The sequence below is a fragment of the Enterobacter soli ATCC BAA-2102 genome, from assembly GCF_001654845.1.
Taxonomy (GTDB): domain Bacteria; phylum Pseudomonadota; class Gammaproteobacteria; order Enterobacterales; family Enterobacteriaceae; genus Enterobacter; species Enterobacter soli.
In genome coordinates this window covers 1-16,046 of sequence record NZ_LXES01000042.1, presented here as the reverse complement: position 1 = coordinate 16,046, position 16,046 = coordinate 1, and the positions used below count along the sequence as shown (strand labels likewise).

The window sequence follows — 16,046 nt, the reverse complement described above, 5'->3', positions numbered from 1 at the left end:
AGTCCCCCATGGTCTGTCTGGCACGATGATGACGATATCAGACTAAATCACTGATAATTTTCACTCTGATGCCTTCTGTTTTATTTCAGCATAGCGGGCTGCCAGTTGTTTCAGATGCATCTCCAGTTGAGACTGCGCTGCGGCAGATAAAGGGTCTCCAGCGGGGTTTCCTGACAATACACGCAGTTGCTCTTCCGCCGGAATGGACTGGTTAAAAGACTGTCGGATGGAAAATACAACGGACTTCAGTTCGCTGACCGTCATGTATTTGCCCTTCTGCTCATCAAGTCCGTTCAGGCGGTCACTCAGTTTTTGTAACGTTGTCATCCCCTGATACCAGCCATTGAGTTGTTCTGTGGGTAGTGCGGAAGCATGAAGTTGTTGCTGCCACTGTTGAACCAGGGGCTTAGCCTGTTCCGGCCACAGCATCAGTGCCTGTTCTGTTAGTTTTCGGCTGTAAGTAATATTCCAGTCAGGCGGCAATTTCTCCAGTCGGGCAAGCTGCTGCTGGGTTTGTGTAATTACGGTTTGTGATAATGGCGACTGCTGACGCAACACATCCAGCTGTTCAGGGGTGAGTGTCGCAGGTAACGGTGTCAGAGATGCGGCAAGCTGAGTTTCTAACGGATCAGGCCGGTGAAGAAACAGCCAGCCCCACACGGCAAGGGGGCCGATCACCAGCATGGTACCCATGCCGGCAACAAAGGATTTCCACTTTTTTACCGGCGCGGGCAGTGCCGTCAGCACGTCCACGTTCGTTTGCTGTTCCTGCTGCGCAACGTACACCCACTTCATGGCGTTGCCTGGCGTATCGTCAGGCGTACTACTGGCGCGGGCGCCTGACGAGATCCCGACACCATGTATTTCGGTAGCAGGCAACACGTTACCCGACTGAATGGTCGCCCCGGAGCGGGTTACGTCATCGAGGTTTTCCAATCTGACAGCACTGTTGTGCATCAAAGTACGCAACGTATCGAGCTGACTGAGATGCTTAAGCTCCAGGCGCTGCAGCACCTCTCCCAGCCCCGTAAGTAACTGTTCTGCCCGGTACAACTGGCTAAGGTCGTTGTAATTGAGCGGAAGCGAGCGCATCCGTTGCTGCAGGCGCTGACTCAGACTGCTGAGGATTTCCATGCGGGCATGGACGGGCTGCGGCCAAAGTACGCCCCACTGATGGCTAATCAGAGCCTCGAGTATCGCCAGCCCTTCATTGAGCCCGACTAAGCCGGCCAGCTGCGTCCGCGCCAGCGTATACCAGGCCGCTGTCTGTAGCTCCACCCCGTTCTGCTCAAACAGTGAAAGACAGCGTTTTTCGACAGACTGCCAGTTCACATCCGGACGCGCCGGATGGGCCAGCTTACTCAGTTCATCACGCAGGGCGTCATAATCCGGCAGCGTGCGCGGATCGCCACCGGTTTTTATTTTACGTGGAATAATGTCATTCATGACCCGTTGTCCATTAGGTATATCAGGAATTGTTGAACGTTGACGTTTATGCAGCGTCGCTTTCTGCATATTCAGAGGGGATGGGTACTGCAATACCCGCAGCTATGGCAGAAGCCTCAGGATCAAACTGAAAAATGTGCTTTCATCAAAACCCTGTCCAGGGCGGGATAACGCACCGGACGGAGCAAAGGTCCAGGCACTCACGGTACCTGACCGCATGAATAAACGCCCCAGTGACGTCACATGCCCTCCATCATGGAAGGTCGTCTCCACGCCCCCGGTCACGCTTTGTCCGTACAAAAAAACTGGCGTAAATTTTACAAACCGGCCATCAACACGCAGAACAATACCGGCAATCTCAAAAGCCCCGCACCCCACCAGCAGATCTGTAACAGAGACGGTTAACATCTCCACGTTCAGTCCGGAGCCCTCCAGCCACGCGTCCATCTGCTCCTGAAGTTGCGTCATTCGCAGGCGAAACTCTGCAATATCAGCCTGAGTCTTGCTGACAGATGAAGCCGGAGCAGGTTGTCTGGCTTGCAGTTTTTTGAGGAACTGTGATTTTACTGACATGATGTTATCTGACCTCACAGACGGGTAGTCGTGTCTAGATACTGCTGTTGCCTGAGATGCCTCAACAGGACACGTCCTTCGGGCATAAACTCGGTGCCGTAACGCACGAGGCCAATCCCCTTAAGCTCAGCATCAATGGCATAACGCAGCTCGCCCGGGACACTCTGCTCCAGCAGGACAACGGCTATTTTTTTCAGTCGCGGCTCATATCTGAGCAGAACAGCCGACAACGTGCCCATTAACTCATGGGCGGTACCTGGCATACCCTGAAGGATTTTGGTCATATCCGGTAGCCCGAAGTCCGGCAGATGCGCCAGCGTACCGGCGCGGCAGTTGAGGATACGTTGCATGTTATCGAGCACGGACAGAATCACCTGGTTCTGTTCGCTGACCTGATGGAGAGCAAGGCCGCCGGTGAAGTTGCCGGTCAGCATTTCATACAGGGAAGGAGTGTTATGTCTCTGGGGCATCAGTCGTCCTTGAGCGGTTGCAGCGTCAGATGATTGTTACCGGCTTCCAGAATGCGCGGCGTATCCGGGTCAAGGTCTTCGCGCCCTATCACCAGCTTCCAGGTGTTGTTGACCATATCCGGGTGACGGAACAGCCCCACCACTGCCACAAACTGTGTATCGGCCTCCATCGGCATATTCAGGTTCGCATCACCACCCGGCTTCACCACCACATCACGGCTCGCCAGCAGGTCAGCTTTCAGAATGGTCTCCCCATCTTTCAGCAACTGCGGGTAGACCGTTTTGTCGAAGGTTTTGCGGTCTTTCAGCTGGTAGATTCGAATCATTACCGGCTCGGACAGTGAATGATTCTCGCGGGAATCGGTGTTTAGCGCTTCACGCGCCGTGAAGTCCAGGTGCAGCACCTTAATCTTTTTGTAGAACACGGCGTTAAATGCCGATTTAGTGCCATCGGTGATGCCCTGCGTCACCCCGCACCCCACCAGGCTGAATGCCAGCAGGGGTAACAGCCAGCGCGCTGTTTTAGTTAAACTTGTACGTAACACGTCGGTTTCCTTGTTGTGGTGTCGCAGGCTCCAGCCCGGCGTAGTAACCCAATTCGGTGGTAAAGGTCTGTGGAATATCCTCGGGGAGGTCTTCGTCTTCTGCGCCCAGCACACCATTCATGCCGAGCCAGAAAGGGCCGTCGCCAAGCGGCGGAGCGGCCAGCAGGCGGGTTCGGGCGGTCAGGGTGATTTTGGCCTTGAATCGCCAACCGAGGTAGACCCGTAGCATCACCAGAAAGTCCTGATAAAGCAGGCTATCCGGTTTCCAGCCCTGTGATTCTTGCTCGTTATCGGTGAACAGGGCAATCAGCAACTGGCTGTTGGCATCCATTGCTTCGTCACCCAGTGGCGTATTGCCGTCCAGGAGGAATTCATCGTCACCGTAAAAACCCAGGGGTCGACTGACCTCCACCGGACGCAGACAGTAAGGACTGACCCTGACGGTGGTCTCTGGGGCCAGCAGACTCACCAGGGCCTGCATCCCCTCCTGGGTTTTCCCGGGCTGCTGTAGCACACCCAGCAGCGACAGAAAGCGCGACACCGGGGTGGCAATGTGGTTTGCCGTACCGGGAATACCCAGCCCCACCAGGCCAAGCAGCGACTGTGAAATGCTATCGGTGCCGCCGGGTTCAAACGTAGCCGGATAAGAGTATTTACGCCAGATGCGGTAAAACTGCGTCAGGATGCGGTGGCTGAAGATATCGAGGAAACTCTGCAACGCCTCGTGCCCTTCCCGGCGCTGGGAGATGTCGTCGAGATAGGCGGTCGGCAGCGGCGAATCCACACCGTACATCCCCATAAAGGTGGTGCGTACTACCGGCGGCTTGCCGTCATCCTCTTCGTCATATTCCACCGCTTTCAGCTCGCTCGCTGGAAAGCCCATCCCGGGGTGCGGCGCAAAGCGCACCGGGTCGTCACCAGGATGGCTAGTTGAGCCCATCAGCGGCCGGTCCGGATTCAGTTTCTCCAGCAGTTGGCAGAAACGGTAAAAATTTATACGGTTAAGATCAGCTTCCAGCCGCGGGGTCAGCCGGGAATACGGCGATTGTGCTTCTCTTCCCATTCCAGGCGTTCTCCGGTCGGTTGCAGGATGATAATCAGGCGGTTAAACAGATAGATATCGGTGTATAGCGCAAAGAAGCGACTCAGCATTTCACCAAACAGGCAGATATCCCCACGTCCGGCAAAGCCGTGACTATCGAGCGTCACCTCAATCTGCACGCCGCGCACCAGGTAGCCCTGCTCAAAGCGCTCGGTTTCGCTGTGCTTTACGTCGATAATCGCTTCCAGACGGCGGCGGTTCATCTCGCTATCAGTCCACTCATACAGCGCCAGGGTGCCTCGAAGCACGTCAGCGTTGTCCATCATCGACAGAAAACTGCTGCCAAGGTGGCTCAGCACGCGCCAGTGGAAGCGATCCTGATCCGGCGGGTAACAGGGTAATGTCGGCGCACAAAGGTTGCGCACGGCAATACTGGCTGAGGTCGTTTTCATCACCGTATCCAGCACTGTGCTTTGTAGCGCGCGACGTGGCAGCTGGCCGTTAGTGCCGGTGAGCATCAGCGACAGGCTTTCATTTTCCGGTACCGTGTGGCTATCAAACGCTTCTCCACCAAGGATAAGCCAGGTGTTATGCAGCCCGGATGGACCCCGTCGCACGCGGGTGTGGTAGTAATATTCCGGGGCCTCATGGCGCATCATTCCACCCTTGTGGCGGAAGCTCGAGAACGGCACGTAGGTATGCTGGCTTGATGACATTACCGAATCGACCGCATATATCTCGGTATGGCCATCCTGCACCCGCATCGGGCGCAACATGTATTCGGTTTGCAGGGAGTTGAGCGTCAGCGGGTCAGACTCCAGCGGGAACAGGTTAATCACCGGTACGCAGTTCAGGCGCAGATGCTTTTCGGTAAAGCTGAAGTCATGCTCCCAGCGATCCGCCAGTACCACGTCGATTTCAAACCAGGGGAGCTCAGCCGGGAAGGCCACGCTCTCCAGACCACGCAGGCCCGTAAACATGAACTTCTCGCGGAAGGTGAAATACTCCAGCAGCAGCTGATAGCCGCTAAAGCTGCTGCTTCCCTTCGGCCACAGGTCATCGTCATCGCCAAAACCCAGCGCAGTGAAATATCCGTCGAGCGGCTTTCTGTCCGTGTCACCCGGCATACGCAGCCAGAGGCGCGCAGTGTTCATGGTAAAGGCTTCATGCATGGCGCAGGCCAGCGGCGCGTCGGCATTGAAGTAGAACGGGATTTGACTGAGATCGACACGGCTCCAGTCGGCAAGGTGGCTGCAGTTAAACCGCAGGCTGATAACCGAACGCCCGTCAGAGTCGGTCGACAGGCGAGCGTGTTCCAGCGACAGCGGCTGAAGGGTGATCTCTTTGGTAGTGGTGTAGCGGCAACGCGTGCCCTTCTCCCCTATCGGACGCGAGTTTACCTCAAAGCCTTTGACGATACGCATCTGCTCTTTCATTTCGCGCCAGTCAGGGGTGAATTCCACCACCGACATCGACGGAATGGTGCGCAGGTAATGCGGCCACAGTAAGCTCACCAGCCCTTCGGTCAGTTCCGGGAGGTCGTCGTCAAGCTTCTCCCGCAGGCGGCCCATCAGGAAAGCAAAGCCTTCGAACAGGCGCTCTACGTACGGGTCGCGCGCCCCCGCTTTATCGAGATTGAGCATTGCCGCCTGCTCGGGGTGAGCGCGGGCGAACTCTTCGCCAGCTTCCAGCAGGTATCGCATTTCGGCGTCGTAATAACGCAGGGTTAAGTCATCCATAAAAAACCTGAATATATGAATTTTAAAAGTAGGCCAGGCGTTTTTACCCGCACAGCACCGCACTGCTTGCCGGGTCGAGCGCAATCAGACCGGCCAGAAGCTGGTCCATCTCCGGCTGAAGGCGTGATTTATCGGTTTCGCTGCGTGTTGCTTTCATACGCAGTAGTCTAAGGCGACGGGATTTCACTTCAAATAACAGCGCCGGTGTCCACTGCGTGAGGGTGATTGACTGCGCGGCACTATCGAGCTCACCCAGCAAATGCAGCGCCAGTTCATTTTTACCCTTCTGCTCGGCCACGCGGGCCATCAGCAAACGCAGCAGCCATTTTTCTTTTGTGGAGTCGGTGCCCGGACGCGTCTGCAGCCAGTGGAGTGTGGCATCCAGACCTTCGCTGTCTGCTTTCTCCAGCGCTTCAGGTTCAAGCGCCAGAATATCGTTGTCACCCGTGCTGATAGCACTAACTGGTTCATCCCGCCAACAGGGCATATCGTCCAGCACGCTCTGATTTATCCAGTTGAGCGTGATCTCATCGGCAAACGGCGTTCCGTCATTAAAGGCCAGCGTTTCAAGCCCGGTGAGGCGTCGCAGCAGCCCTTTCAGGTCGGCGATGATGATGTCGGCCAGCACATCTTGCCCCAGTTTCACCAGCGCCTGGTGGATATACCACTGCAAATCCAGCCAGAGGTGATTAGCGCCACGCGAGAAAGTGCTGTCCGCTTGCTCCAGTATCTCCAGCCAGCTCTGCTGCAGATACAACCGTTTGAGCATGGCCCGCTGGTCAGCCCGCGGTGGTTCGATACGCGTTTTCCCTTCGGCATCCGGTGCAGGGATCACTCTCAGCGTGTCATGACGCAGGCTTTTCATCAGCCGGTGTGCAGCAAGCCAGCCATCGGGCTGCTCACGCAGAAATCCCGTCAGAATACGGGCCTGGGCCAGCAAATCCTGACCGGAGGTAATGCGGCTCAGAACCGGCGTATCTGACTCGGCCGTATGCGTGGAGGCCTGTGACTGCACCTTATTACCTGCGTTCTGCGGTACTACGGCATCCACACCACCGGCCTTCATCAGGCGAGACTCCAGCCCGCTGTACAGGGTATTCAGCTCTGGCCGCGATGCTTCCGGCTCTGTCTCCAGACTGGTATTGATGAGCAGTAAGGCCCCGGTGGTACGCTGTGCACCCTCTCGTACGACCTCCGGGAACAGTGACAGACTGTCCAGAACACGGGTACCGGCGAGCCATTCCAGCGCAGCCTTGCGGCTGCGGTCCCGCTGCGGGTGAAGCTGCATGCCGTAGCGCTGCAGTAATCCCGCCAGCAGTTCAAGTCCTTCGGCAAAGCCGGCTTCGCCATCCTGGTGGAGGCGCGCCCAGCAGTAGTAGGTAGCAATCCGGATGTCTTTGGCCGTGGTTGTCAGCAGTTTTTCGGCAAGCGTACAGATCAGTCCGGTATCAATGCCGGAGAGCTTATTGACCTCTTCGCGGATGCGCTGAAAATCATCGTCATATCCCGGGTCTTCCCCGGTCGGACTGGCAGCGCTTACCGGAGTAAGCCAGGGCTGCCAGTTATCCGTGCGCGTCTGCGCCTGTTCCCGAAGCTGAGCATGGTCAGCCTGACAGGCGGCAACCAAATTCTGCAGTGTGCTCATTACTCGACTCCCTCCATGTCATTGTTTTCCGTATTAGCCATCAGCGCCTGAGCGGTGGCCGCGCTGTCGACACTGAAAATTTGATCCGGCAGCGTAAAACCGCGCAGATCCAGCAGCGCGAGCGGACCGTTTCCAAGCTGCGAACGCAGTACCCACTGCAGGGTACGACCATCCGGGGCAGTGAAGCTCATCATCCACTGGCTGCGGTCAAGCTGCTGTCGCTTGCCCTGATCCAGCCAGCGAATAAAGCCCCAGGTGCCGCTGTAATCGCCGAACAGGCGCGCGCCCGCACTGGTTGAAGTCCAGGTAAGCATGGTGCCCGGCTTGTAGGTATCCCCCGGCCAGCGGAAGGACTGCCAGTCAGCCATCTGGTTGAAATAATGTAGCTGCTGTCCGTCAATCGTCAGTTGGGTTTCCACCACCTGCGCTGCCGGGCGGGCTTGTAGCTCGAAGCTAATCCCCTGGCTGCCGTCGGTGAAGAGGATGTCGGACAGCTGACTCAGTTGGTTAACCGCCCGCAGGAAGGCTGGGTTGAACGTCAGCCCCTGGCTGTGGGCGCTATCCGGCACCCACTGGCTGCCCTCTTTGTGCAACACGCCGTTTAACTCCGTGGTCAGGAACCTGTCGATGCGCCCGCTGTCCTTACGAATAAACTCTGCCAACATGGGTAAAGAGGCATCGCTTTTGCCTGCCGCGAACGGGAATCGGCCGTCAAAGGCCGTACGCCAGTTCGCCACCACCGAGCGACTCCAGCGGTCATTGAGGCTGGCCGCAGAGGGCTGTAAAACCGTTTCCCAGGCCTGGGTCAGCGGCTGTACGAACATCGTGCGGCCAAATCCGCTCCACTCTTCACCGAGGCTTGCCGCCACCAGGCTGCCGTACTGCTGAGTATCGGTCAGATCGACGCTCTTGCCCTGAAACACGGTCTGGGCGAGGGTCTGCATCATCTCCTGTGGATCAGAAGCACTTGCCACCTGCTGCAGGCGTAAACGCACGCGGGTGATGCGGGTCAGGTAGGTTTGCAGACTCAGCGAGCTATCCGCAGACATAACGCTGCTGGCTTTGTTTTTACCCATCAACGTCAGCAACGGACCGAAGGTGTCATCCAACGGCCCCTGCGGCCCGGCGGCGGTTTGATCGATAGCGGGCTTGTCTTTGTTGCCGATAAGATCTTTTGCCGACTTGATGAGCGAATCAGACAGCCCTTCCGTCTGCTGCCCGGTCTGCCCCTGCCACGCCAGGGTGTTCATCAGGGCAATCATCGGCGACTGGCGCACGTCGCTCATCAGCGTCAGCTGGTCGGTCACGTCCGCAATATTCTGCACCGGGTTCCACTGCAGGCTGTTGAGGACGTTCAGCCAGCTTCCGGCAAAATCGATGAAATAGCGCTGGGTGAGGCGGGCTTTCAATGCGTCCGGCGAGAGATCGGCAGAAATGGCTTTGCGGCTATCGCTCAGCACCCAGTCAATTTCATCGCGGCGGGAGTTTGCAGCCTTTTCGATAGCCTGCTGAATGCCGCCTTCCCAGGCCTGACGGGTGAACATCCCCGGAACCACTTCATCAGTGGTGAACAGGCGGCGGGCGTCAGTACCGCTGGTCATGTCCTCTAGTGATACATCGGCAAAGTTACGGCGCACCGATTTAAGCATGTTTTCATACAGCGTGCTTTCCGCGTTTCGGCGGCCTATCTGCTGCAACAGCACCTGACGACTCTGGCTGACCAGTTGCGCGTCAGGCGTAATTTTCCACTGCGGCTGTTTTGGTAATTCTGAGATATAGAACGCCCATAAATCCGGCGACAGGCTCTGCCACAGGCCAGTTGAGATGGCCATGCGCGTCGGCTGTACGGTTTTCAGGGTTTGAGCGTAAAACGCGCCGTCGACTTTATCCGGGCGGGCCATCATCAACCAGGCCTTCAGCTGTCCATAGCCGGGCTTCGCAAGCTGAGCACGCCGATCGCTGTTTGGTTCTGAATTAGCCAGCGCATGGAGTTTTTGAGTCAGTGCAGCATTAGCCGGATCGCGGATCAGGCGATTGTTTGCCACGCCGTACCACGGCAGCATCGCGTCGAGCAGTTGCTTATTATGATCAAGCCCAAAACGTTGATACCAGGGGGTGCCCTTCTGAATATGGTTTTGCAAGCGACCGGCGTCGTTTCGCAGATCGTGCAGCGCCGTCAGCTGGTAATCGGAGACCGAAGCATGATCCACTAAATCATGCGCTTTACTTGCCACAAAGGAAATCTGGCTGTAGTTCAGGATAAAGGAAAGCAGCATGCCCGCGCCCCAGATGCCGATCGCCCCCATTAGCCCCCAAGCCAGCATCTGTTCCCAGGCCATACCGACACGATGACCACGTACGCGGGTGCAGTCGTCAACCACCCCCTGCCAGGCCACCGGCAGAGTCAGGGAATGGCGCTGAGATTCCGGAACATATTTCTCAGCGCTGGCTGTTCCCCCTGACGTATCAGCAGGTTTATTCTCCGGCAAACTGAACATCAGGCCGCGCAGCGGAACGCGCTGTTGGGAAACAGAAAGCCATGGCAGAAGTTGCTGAGCCCAGCGGGCGATGCCGCCGTCTTTCAGGTGCTGACTCAGACGCAGCAGGAAGTCGTGGCTGTTGTTCTCTGCGACCTGACTCACCCCCTGCATCCGCAGGGTCGGCAGCATAATTTCAAGCTGGCGAGTAATATCGTCAGGCTTAGCACGCAGCGGGAAAGTAGCCCCCACCGTCTGTTCAGTACGTTTTGCCTGCGGCCAGTCGCTGTCGCACAGCTGCCACAAATAAACCGGGACGGAATAGCGCAGCAGCTCGCTGATTTTTTCCAGGCCGCGCAGATCGCTATCACTCATCTGCGGCGTAATACTCTGTCCCTCGCCTATTACGCGCACGATGCCGTCCAGAGGACGACCACGTCGCAGCTTGCGCAGGGCGGTATATTTTTTTTCGTCGGGTTCAGCGGTCAGGCTGCCGCCATAAATCAAGACCGTGCGGTTTCCTTCCAGCCACTGACGGGCTTGTAGGTTGGGCACCAACTGAGCGATGGCGTTCTCATCGCCTGTAACTAACAGCAGACGGACTTTACGTCGCCAGAAGAGGTTATAGCGGCGACGGAGATGGCTGCTGATGTCCGCCTTGAGCGGCAGCGGGTGCGTCCTTTTCTTTTTGACCGGTCTGGAAGAAGCCTCCCCAATCACTTTATCCCGAATCATTAAATGAAAAGCGATAAACCCCAGCACCAGTAAGCAGAGCGACACTCCCCAGACAACAAAACAGGCCGTCATGATTCGACGTATCACGTCCCATTCTGTGGAGAGATCCTCCCCCCAATACCACCACAGCAACCCACCTGCCAGCACAAGCAGCGTGACAGTAGCAACAAACAACACCGCCGTGGCAAGCACAGAAAATTCAGCGGGTTTATTTTCCTTCACCATAAGGTTTAATAATTCCAAGTGCGAGAGTGTGTAGAGGATCTTTGGCTATCCAGCCGCAGGGTTCTTGATAATTTTTTGCGTAAAGGGCCGCCAGAACCAGCACGATGAGCATTTCCATATCGCCGGGGTTCCCCCAGTTGAGGTCCTGAACGTGATGGGTCACATTCCAGCCACTTTGCGCCAGGGCGGGCAGCGCTGGCTGTGAAAACAACAGACAGGCGTCAGGCGGCTTTTCGAGTTCGCTTTGCTGTTCCGCTCGCTCGCAGACTGCGGTTAAAACCTCTTTCCCGGCGATATCGTAAACCTCTCCCCGGGTGAGGCTGACCAGCCCTTTCCGCGCGACCAGACACAGTGCAGCAGACTCACCGGCAGGCTGCGCAGAATCAAACGAGGCCGCTATCGAATGACACCCGGCGACCAGAATGGCCTCTGTTTCAGGCAACGTTTGCGCCGTTGCGGCAAGTGCAGACAGCGTCTCTTCGCCTTGCCATGTCTCCGGTTTTTCAGGAAGTGCTACGCCCGGAAATGAAACCTGCATTTGGGTACAGAATGCACGCCAGGCATCCAGAGAACCCTGCCAGTAGCAGCGCCATAAGTGTGGGAGAGAGGCATCTGCGCGTTGCGTCTGCCATTGCAGCACCAGCATTTTTGCCAGCAAAGCCTCGCGTTCAGCCACCGTATCGACCAGCGTTCGACCGATACGCAGCGCTTTCCCGCTCGACTCATTTTTTATCTCAGGAACCCGATGCTCCCGCTTTAGCAGCCGCAGCCAGTGTGGCGTATCGGTTCCGGCCGGTCCCAGCAGTACCATTTCACTAAGCGCGAAGCGGTGTTGATGCTGCTGCCACCAGGCCTGCTGCCGCTGTTCAACCAGTTGTTCATAATACCGGGCGTTATGGGCCGAAGCCCGGTAATACAGCAGGCGTAGTAACCAGAGCACGCCCATCAGAACTACCGCGCCAGCCATTCCTTTTATCACCAGCCCGGCACCGCTCCCGGCAGGATGAAGCAGCGCGCCGCCGCCCCCACACAACAACACCATCAGCGCACCCGCTGACAGCCATCGTTTGCCATCAGGAGGACGCGCAACCCGGTAGGGTGGATACTCCGGTAACGGCCTCACAGCTCAATGCCGCAATCGGGAAAGGAACTCACCAGCGTGCAGCCACAGGCACAACGGTGGCCGTGCAGCGCCACTGGCTGTCCGTCCACTTCCGATAACGAACTGCCTTCGCTGATGACCGTCATGCCATGTTTATTGCACTTCACCGCATCGCCTTTGCAGGCAATCCCTTTCCCGAAGCAAAGATAATGCCCGCCCAGCACTTTCCCGCCGTACTCCCGCAGGGTATCGCCCTCGCGTATCACTGCTTTCATCCTTCATCCCTCCCTGAATCAGGCCGTTACGGTCGCCTTAAGATTTTCCGCCCAGTTGGACTCAATTATCGATTTTGCCAGCGCCAGCCTCTGCTCGCTGATGACCTGCGTTTGCTGTGCAACCACCGTGCCTGGCTCCATCGTTGGCGCCTGCAGCTGTGCGGCATCAGGCAGCATCGGCAGCGGTTTGCCGGAAAGCAGATCGATGGCCTGTGTTTCGAAATAAACGGCCCCCACGGTACCGGCAAGCCCCGCGAGTTTGCCCTTCGCGCTTTTCTGTTTGATGATAACGGCCGCGCCTGCGGCAAGGGTCGCGACCCCCACCACCGCCCCGGCAATCATCAACGGCGTCATTGGCTTACTGCTGCAGTTGCCGAAATAGATCATCCGGTAGAGGAAATAGCTGCCCCAGGGTTCGCGGGAGCCGAAGGCGTTGTGCATAAACCACGCACGGGAGTCATGGACCTGATCGTCAAACAGCGCCCGCACCAGCCCGGAAGGCTGCGTGGCGTTACTCGCTTCGCCGGCCGCCGGGAAAAGCACTTCTTTGCGATCGTCTCCGGCGGTTTTTATTTTCAGCCACTCGCCGTACTCATTGTCGTTATTCAGCAGGAAGATGGCGTTACTCATTGAATCAACAGCAGTAAACAGCCAGTTACCGGTACCCGACCGGGAGAGGCCGCTGTAATCTTCCCTGAACTCCTCGGCGGCCTGGCGCAGCTGGGTTTGCCCCAGCGCGGCGTCGAAATCCTTCGGGCCCGGCGGGAGCATCAGGAATCCCTCTTCCGCAGTATGCGCGGCTTTCATGTCCCGCCGAGTATCATCAACCTTTTTCTGTGCTTCTTTCCTGTCTTCCTCAGACTGCTTTCTGACCAGTGGATCGCTGTCTTTATCCAGCCCGTTTGCCGCCGAATCGACATAGAAGCGCTGGGTCTTGTAGGTTCCCCCGGCATAGCGGTTGATACGCCACGCGGTGATCCAGCCCAGTTGATTTTCAAGGGCTTTCTCCAGGCTTACCGGCGCTCGCGGCGGATCGTATTTTGCGGCTTGTTCGGGGGGGATGGGTTTATCTAGAGCTGTCTGACCGAGGGTTATTTCGCGCCAGGCATTAAAACGATTTATGAGTATTGAGTCTGTAAAAAATTCATCTAAAAGATCTGGAGACATTCTTCTCCAATTATCTTTTTTTAAATCTGAAGGTAAGCATTCTTCAGGTACCTTGAATGGAGCACCTTTGGAAAAAGCAGCACTGAATAAATCATTAAGGACTATCTGAGATAATAAAAGACCATCATCAGACCCATTTGCCTTTCCCTGATCCCCTGGCGGGTACCCTCCCCCAAGGTCCGAGTGCATACCTGGATAAACTACCTCCTCGCTGTTCGCCGGATACTTACCATCCGGACGGCGGATCGAATCCAGCGGGAAGCACAGCCGTTGCTCGTGGGAAGAGACCAGATGGACGCACTTTTTAATCAACCCGCCGTAGATCTTCTCTGCCGGCAGCTCCTGGGTCCCGTCCGCCCAGCCCATATGCCCTTCAGCCACCGGGGCGATATGCGCTACCCCCACCGAGGCCACCGTATCCAGCAGGCCAAGAAACTCCACGCTGAGCGGAATTTTCAGCCCCCCTACCGCCAGACACTGCTCGGGCTTGTCCTTTCCCTCTTCAGGCTTTGGTAACAGTTCGCTGAGCCAGCGGACAAAGGCCCGCGCCGCCGCTGCCCCGCGCGAAAAGCCGTACACGTACAGTTTAATCCCCAACAGCTTCGACTTTCCGGGATCGACAGGTACCAGGGCCTTTTGCAGGTCTGGTGCCATATCCTTTAGCAGGCTCTGGAAGGTTTCAAAACGGTTAGCGCTGCCGGTCAGCCCAAAAGACGCCATAGAGGTCGCCATTTTGTCCACCGCCGTCCAGCTCGCACTGTTCGACAGACTCTTCTTAGTTGTCGTCCGCTTCAGGGCATCGATAATCCGCAGCAGGCCCCAGTTGATTCTGTCCTCCCCGTGGGTTGCTGCCGCCAGCCCCATCATGCTGAAATCCAGATCGTTCACCTCGGGAAAAGGCGTCCCGACTCCGGGAATATAATATTTGTAGTACTTATCTTCACCGCTACCATCCGCATCCAGCAATCCTTCACCTTTAGTGACTCCCCCGGCTGCTCCCTGCCCGATGGTGGCGCGAAACAGACGGGCAATATTGGTGGGGTGCTTCGGGTCGGCAATATATAAGTCGTGATTGAGGTTATTACCGGTACCGTCAAAAAACAGGCTGATATGCAAAGTTTTACAGCAGGGAGGCTCCACGCGTCGCCCGGCGGCCAGGCACAGCTCCTGCCTGTAGGCAAGCTCGTGGCTGTCCTGCTGCGCGCAGTTTGCGCCAGCCAGCGCAGCCTGGGTGGGTAAACGCCCCTGAGCCGGAAATGCCGGCGGGAACCATGCCAGATCGGTGATTATTTCGGACATACTTTTGGCTCCGGCATCTTGAGAGGCTCTTTAATCGGGTGTTCAGGATGGCCATAGTTGGCACAACTGGTCGTCACTTTCACCTCATCACAGGGCAGAAAATGCACCGTGATCCCGCAGATTTCCTGCCCTGTATAGTCCGGCACCGGTACCACCGCGCTGTGCTGCTTATTCTGAGCCTTAATTTTATCTCGCCATTCTCTGTATTTTTTTGAATCAGCGAATCCTGGAAACCCTTTTGTTGATGCTTCGCCACTTTCCCAGTCCACCCTCACCGTCATTCCGGGCCGCCATTTCGCCGGCACGCCATAGCAGCAGCCGCCGCCGCCGCCCTGCCAGGGACCAATAGCATCAATCCCCGACTGACCGTCGACGCTGAAATGGTTGATTGCCCATTTGGTGTGGTTGATTGCCTCTATGGTTCCCCCACCACCCCGGCTTTCCGCGTTCGCCGTCGGCTGGCTACAGCCCGCCAGCAGCAGGGCCCCCAGTGCCACGAGGTAATGTCGTATTTTCATTTTGCATTCCTTTCATGAATTAACAGGTTACGTCCGCCTTGCTTAGCCATGACTTTCCGGGATGGCATGGCTAAGCATTACTGGAAGGAAAAAACGTCAAACGGTGATTAGCGCCTGCCGGTAGGCCAGCTCGTGGCTGTCCTGCTGTGCGCAGTTTGCGCCAGCCAGCGCAGCCTGAGTGGGTAAACGCCCCTGAGCCGGAAACGCTGGCGGGAACCACGCCAGATCGGTGATTATTTCGGACATACTTTTGGCTCCGGCATCTGCAGCGGTTCATTGATTGGATAACCCGGCCGGCCGGGGCTCACACAGCTGGTGGTCACCTTCACCTCATCACATGGCATAAAGTGCACCGTGATCCCGCAGGTTTTTTGCCCCGTATAGTCCGGCACCGGTACCACCGCGCTGTGCTGCTTATTCTGGGCCTTCATTTTTTTTTCCCAGGCCAGATACTTGGCATCGTCACCAAAACCTGGGAAACCATCCATATCTCCGACTCCCGTTTCCCAGTCGATTTTGACCGTCATACCCGGTCGCCATTTCGCCGGCACACCGTAGCAGCAGCCACCACCACCGCCCTGATACGGCCCGATAATATCAATCCCCGACTGACCGTCGACGCTGAAATGATTGATTGCCCATTTGGTGTGGTTGATGGCGACAATAACCCCACCACCGCCACTTCGGGTTTCAGCGTTCGCCGTCGGCTGGCTACAGCCCGCCAGCAGCAGGGCACCCAGAACCACGAGGTAATGTCGTATTTTCATTTTGCATTCCTTTTATGAACT

General features: G+C 56.9%; 14 protein-coding genes. All 14 read right to left on the bottom strand.

The window, feature by feature from the left end; genetic code table 11:
- Nucleotides 1-60: 60 nt before the first annotated feature.
- Entirely contained in the window at nt 61-1,446 is a 1,386-nt protein-coding gene (locus M987_RS15735; RefSeq protein ID WP_014070091.1) for a VasL domain-containing protein, read from the bottom strand.
- 102 nt (nt 1,447-1,548) lie between these two features.
- On the bottom strand, nt 1,549-2,019 hold the full coding sequence (locus M987_RS15730) for a hypothetical protein (RefSeq protein WP_014070090.1): 471 nt from the start codon (nt 2,017-2,019) through the stop codon (nt 1,549-1,551).
- A gap of 14 nt (nt 2,020-2,033) precedes the next feature.
- Nucleotides 2,034-2,489: a type VI secretion system baseplate subunit TssE gene (gene tssE / locus M987_RS15725; RefSeq protein WP_014070089.1), complete on the bottom strand. Its 456-nt coding sequence runs from the start codon at nt 2,487-2,489 to the stop codon at nt 2,034-2,036.
- On the bottom strand, nt 2,489-3,034 hold the full coding sequence (gene tssJ / locus M987_RS15720) for a type VI secretion system lipoprotein TssJ (RefSeq protein ID WP_014070088.1): 546 nt from the start codon (nt 3,032-3,034) through the stop codon (nt 2,489-2,491). The genes tssE and tssJ overlap by 1 nt, the downstream gene beginning before the upstream one ends.
- Entirely contained in the window at nt 3,012-4,097 is a 1,086-nt protein-coding gene (tssG, locus tag M987_RS15715; RefSeq protein WP_014070087.1) for a type VI secretion system baseplate subunit TssG, read from the bottom strand. The genes tssJ and tssG overlap by 23 nt, the downstream gene beginning before the upstream one ends.
- On the bottom strand, nt 4,061-5,815 hold the full coding sequence (tssF, locus tag M987_RS15710) for a type VI secretion system baseplate subunit TssF (RefSeq protein WP_014070086.1): 1,755 nt from the start codon (nt 5,813-5,815) through the stop codon (nt 4,061-4,063). The genes tssG and tssF overlap by 37 nt, the downstream gene beginning before the upstream one ends.
- 43 nt (nt 5,816-5,858) lie before the next feature.
- Nucleotides 5,859-7,460 carry a type VI secretion system protein TssA gene (gene tssA, locus M987_RS15705; protein ID WP_014070085.1) on the bottom strand — a complete coding sequence of 534 codons (1,602 nt, stop codon included), beginning with the start codon at nt 7,458-7,460 and terminating at the stop codon, nt 5,859-5,861.
- The gene (locus M987_RS15700; RefSeq protein ID WP_014070084.1) at nt 7,460-10,897 is read right to left on the bottom strand and encodes an ImcF-related family protein; all 3,438 of its coding nucleotides are present in this window, start codon (nt 10,895-10,897) and stop codon (nt 7,460-7,462) included. The genes tssA and M987_RS15700 overlap by 1 nt, the downstream gene beginning before the upstream one ends.
- Nucleotides 10,881-12,020 (bottom strand): hypothetical protein, encoded by a 1,140-nt coding sequence (locus tag M987_RS15695; RefSeq protein WP_041162055.1) that lies wholly within the window; start codon nt 12,018-12,020, stop codon nt 10,881-10,883. Before M987_RS15695 ends, M987_RS15700 begins: the two co-directional genes overlap by 17 nt.
- A complete protein-coding gene (locus tag M987_RS15690; protein ID WP_014070082.1) occupies nt 12,017-12,274 on the bottom strand; it encodes a PAAR domain-containing protein in 258 nt (85 codons plus the stop codon). Before M987_RS15690 ends, M987_RS15695 begins: the two co-directional genes overlap by 4 nt.
- 18 nt (nt 12,275-12,292) lie before the next feature.
- Nucleotides 12,293-14,740 carry a T6SS phospholipase effector Tle1-like catalytic domain-containing protein gene (locus M987_RS15685; RefSeq protein WP_014070081.1) on the bottom strand — a complete coding sequence of 816 codons (2,448 nt, stop codon included), beginning with the start codon at nt 14,738-14,740 and terminating at the stop codon, nt 12,293-12,295.
- Nucleotides 14,728-15,258, bottom strand: coding sequence for a Tli1a family immunity protein (gene tli1a / locus M987_RS15680; RefSeq protein ID WP_014070080.1), 531 nt, complete (start codon nt 15,256-15,258; stop codon nt 14,728-14,730). Before tli1a (M987_RS15680) ends, M987_RS15685 begins: the two co-directional genes overlap by 13 nt.
- 96 nt (nt 15,259-15,354) lie before the next feature.
- Nucleotides 15,355-15,504: a hypothetical protein gene (locus tag M987_RS24900; protein ID WP_014070079.1), complete on the bottom strand. Its 150-nt coding sequence runs from the start codon at nt 15,502-15,504 to the stop codon at nt 15,355-15,357.
- Nucleotides 15,492-16,025 (bottom strand): Tli1a family immunity protein, encoded by a 534-nt coding sequence (tli1a, locus tag M987_RS15675; protein ID WP_064555883.1) that lies wholly within the window; start codon nt 16,023-16,025, stop codon nt 15,492-15,494. The genes M987_RS24900 and tli1a (M987_RS15675) overlap by 13 nt, the downstream gene beginning before the upstream one ends.
- Nucleotides 16,026-16,046: the final 21 nt, after the last annotated feature.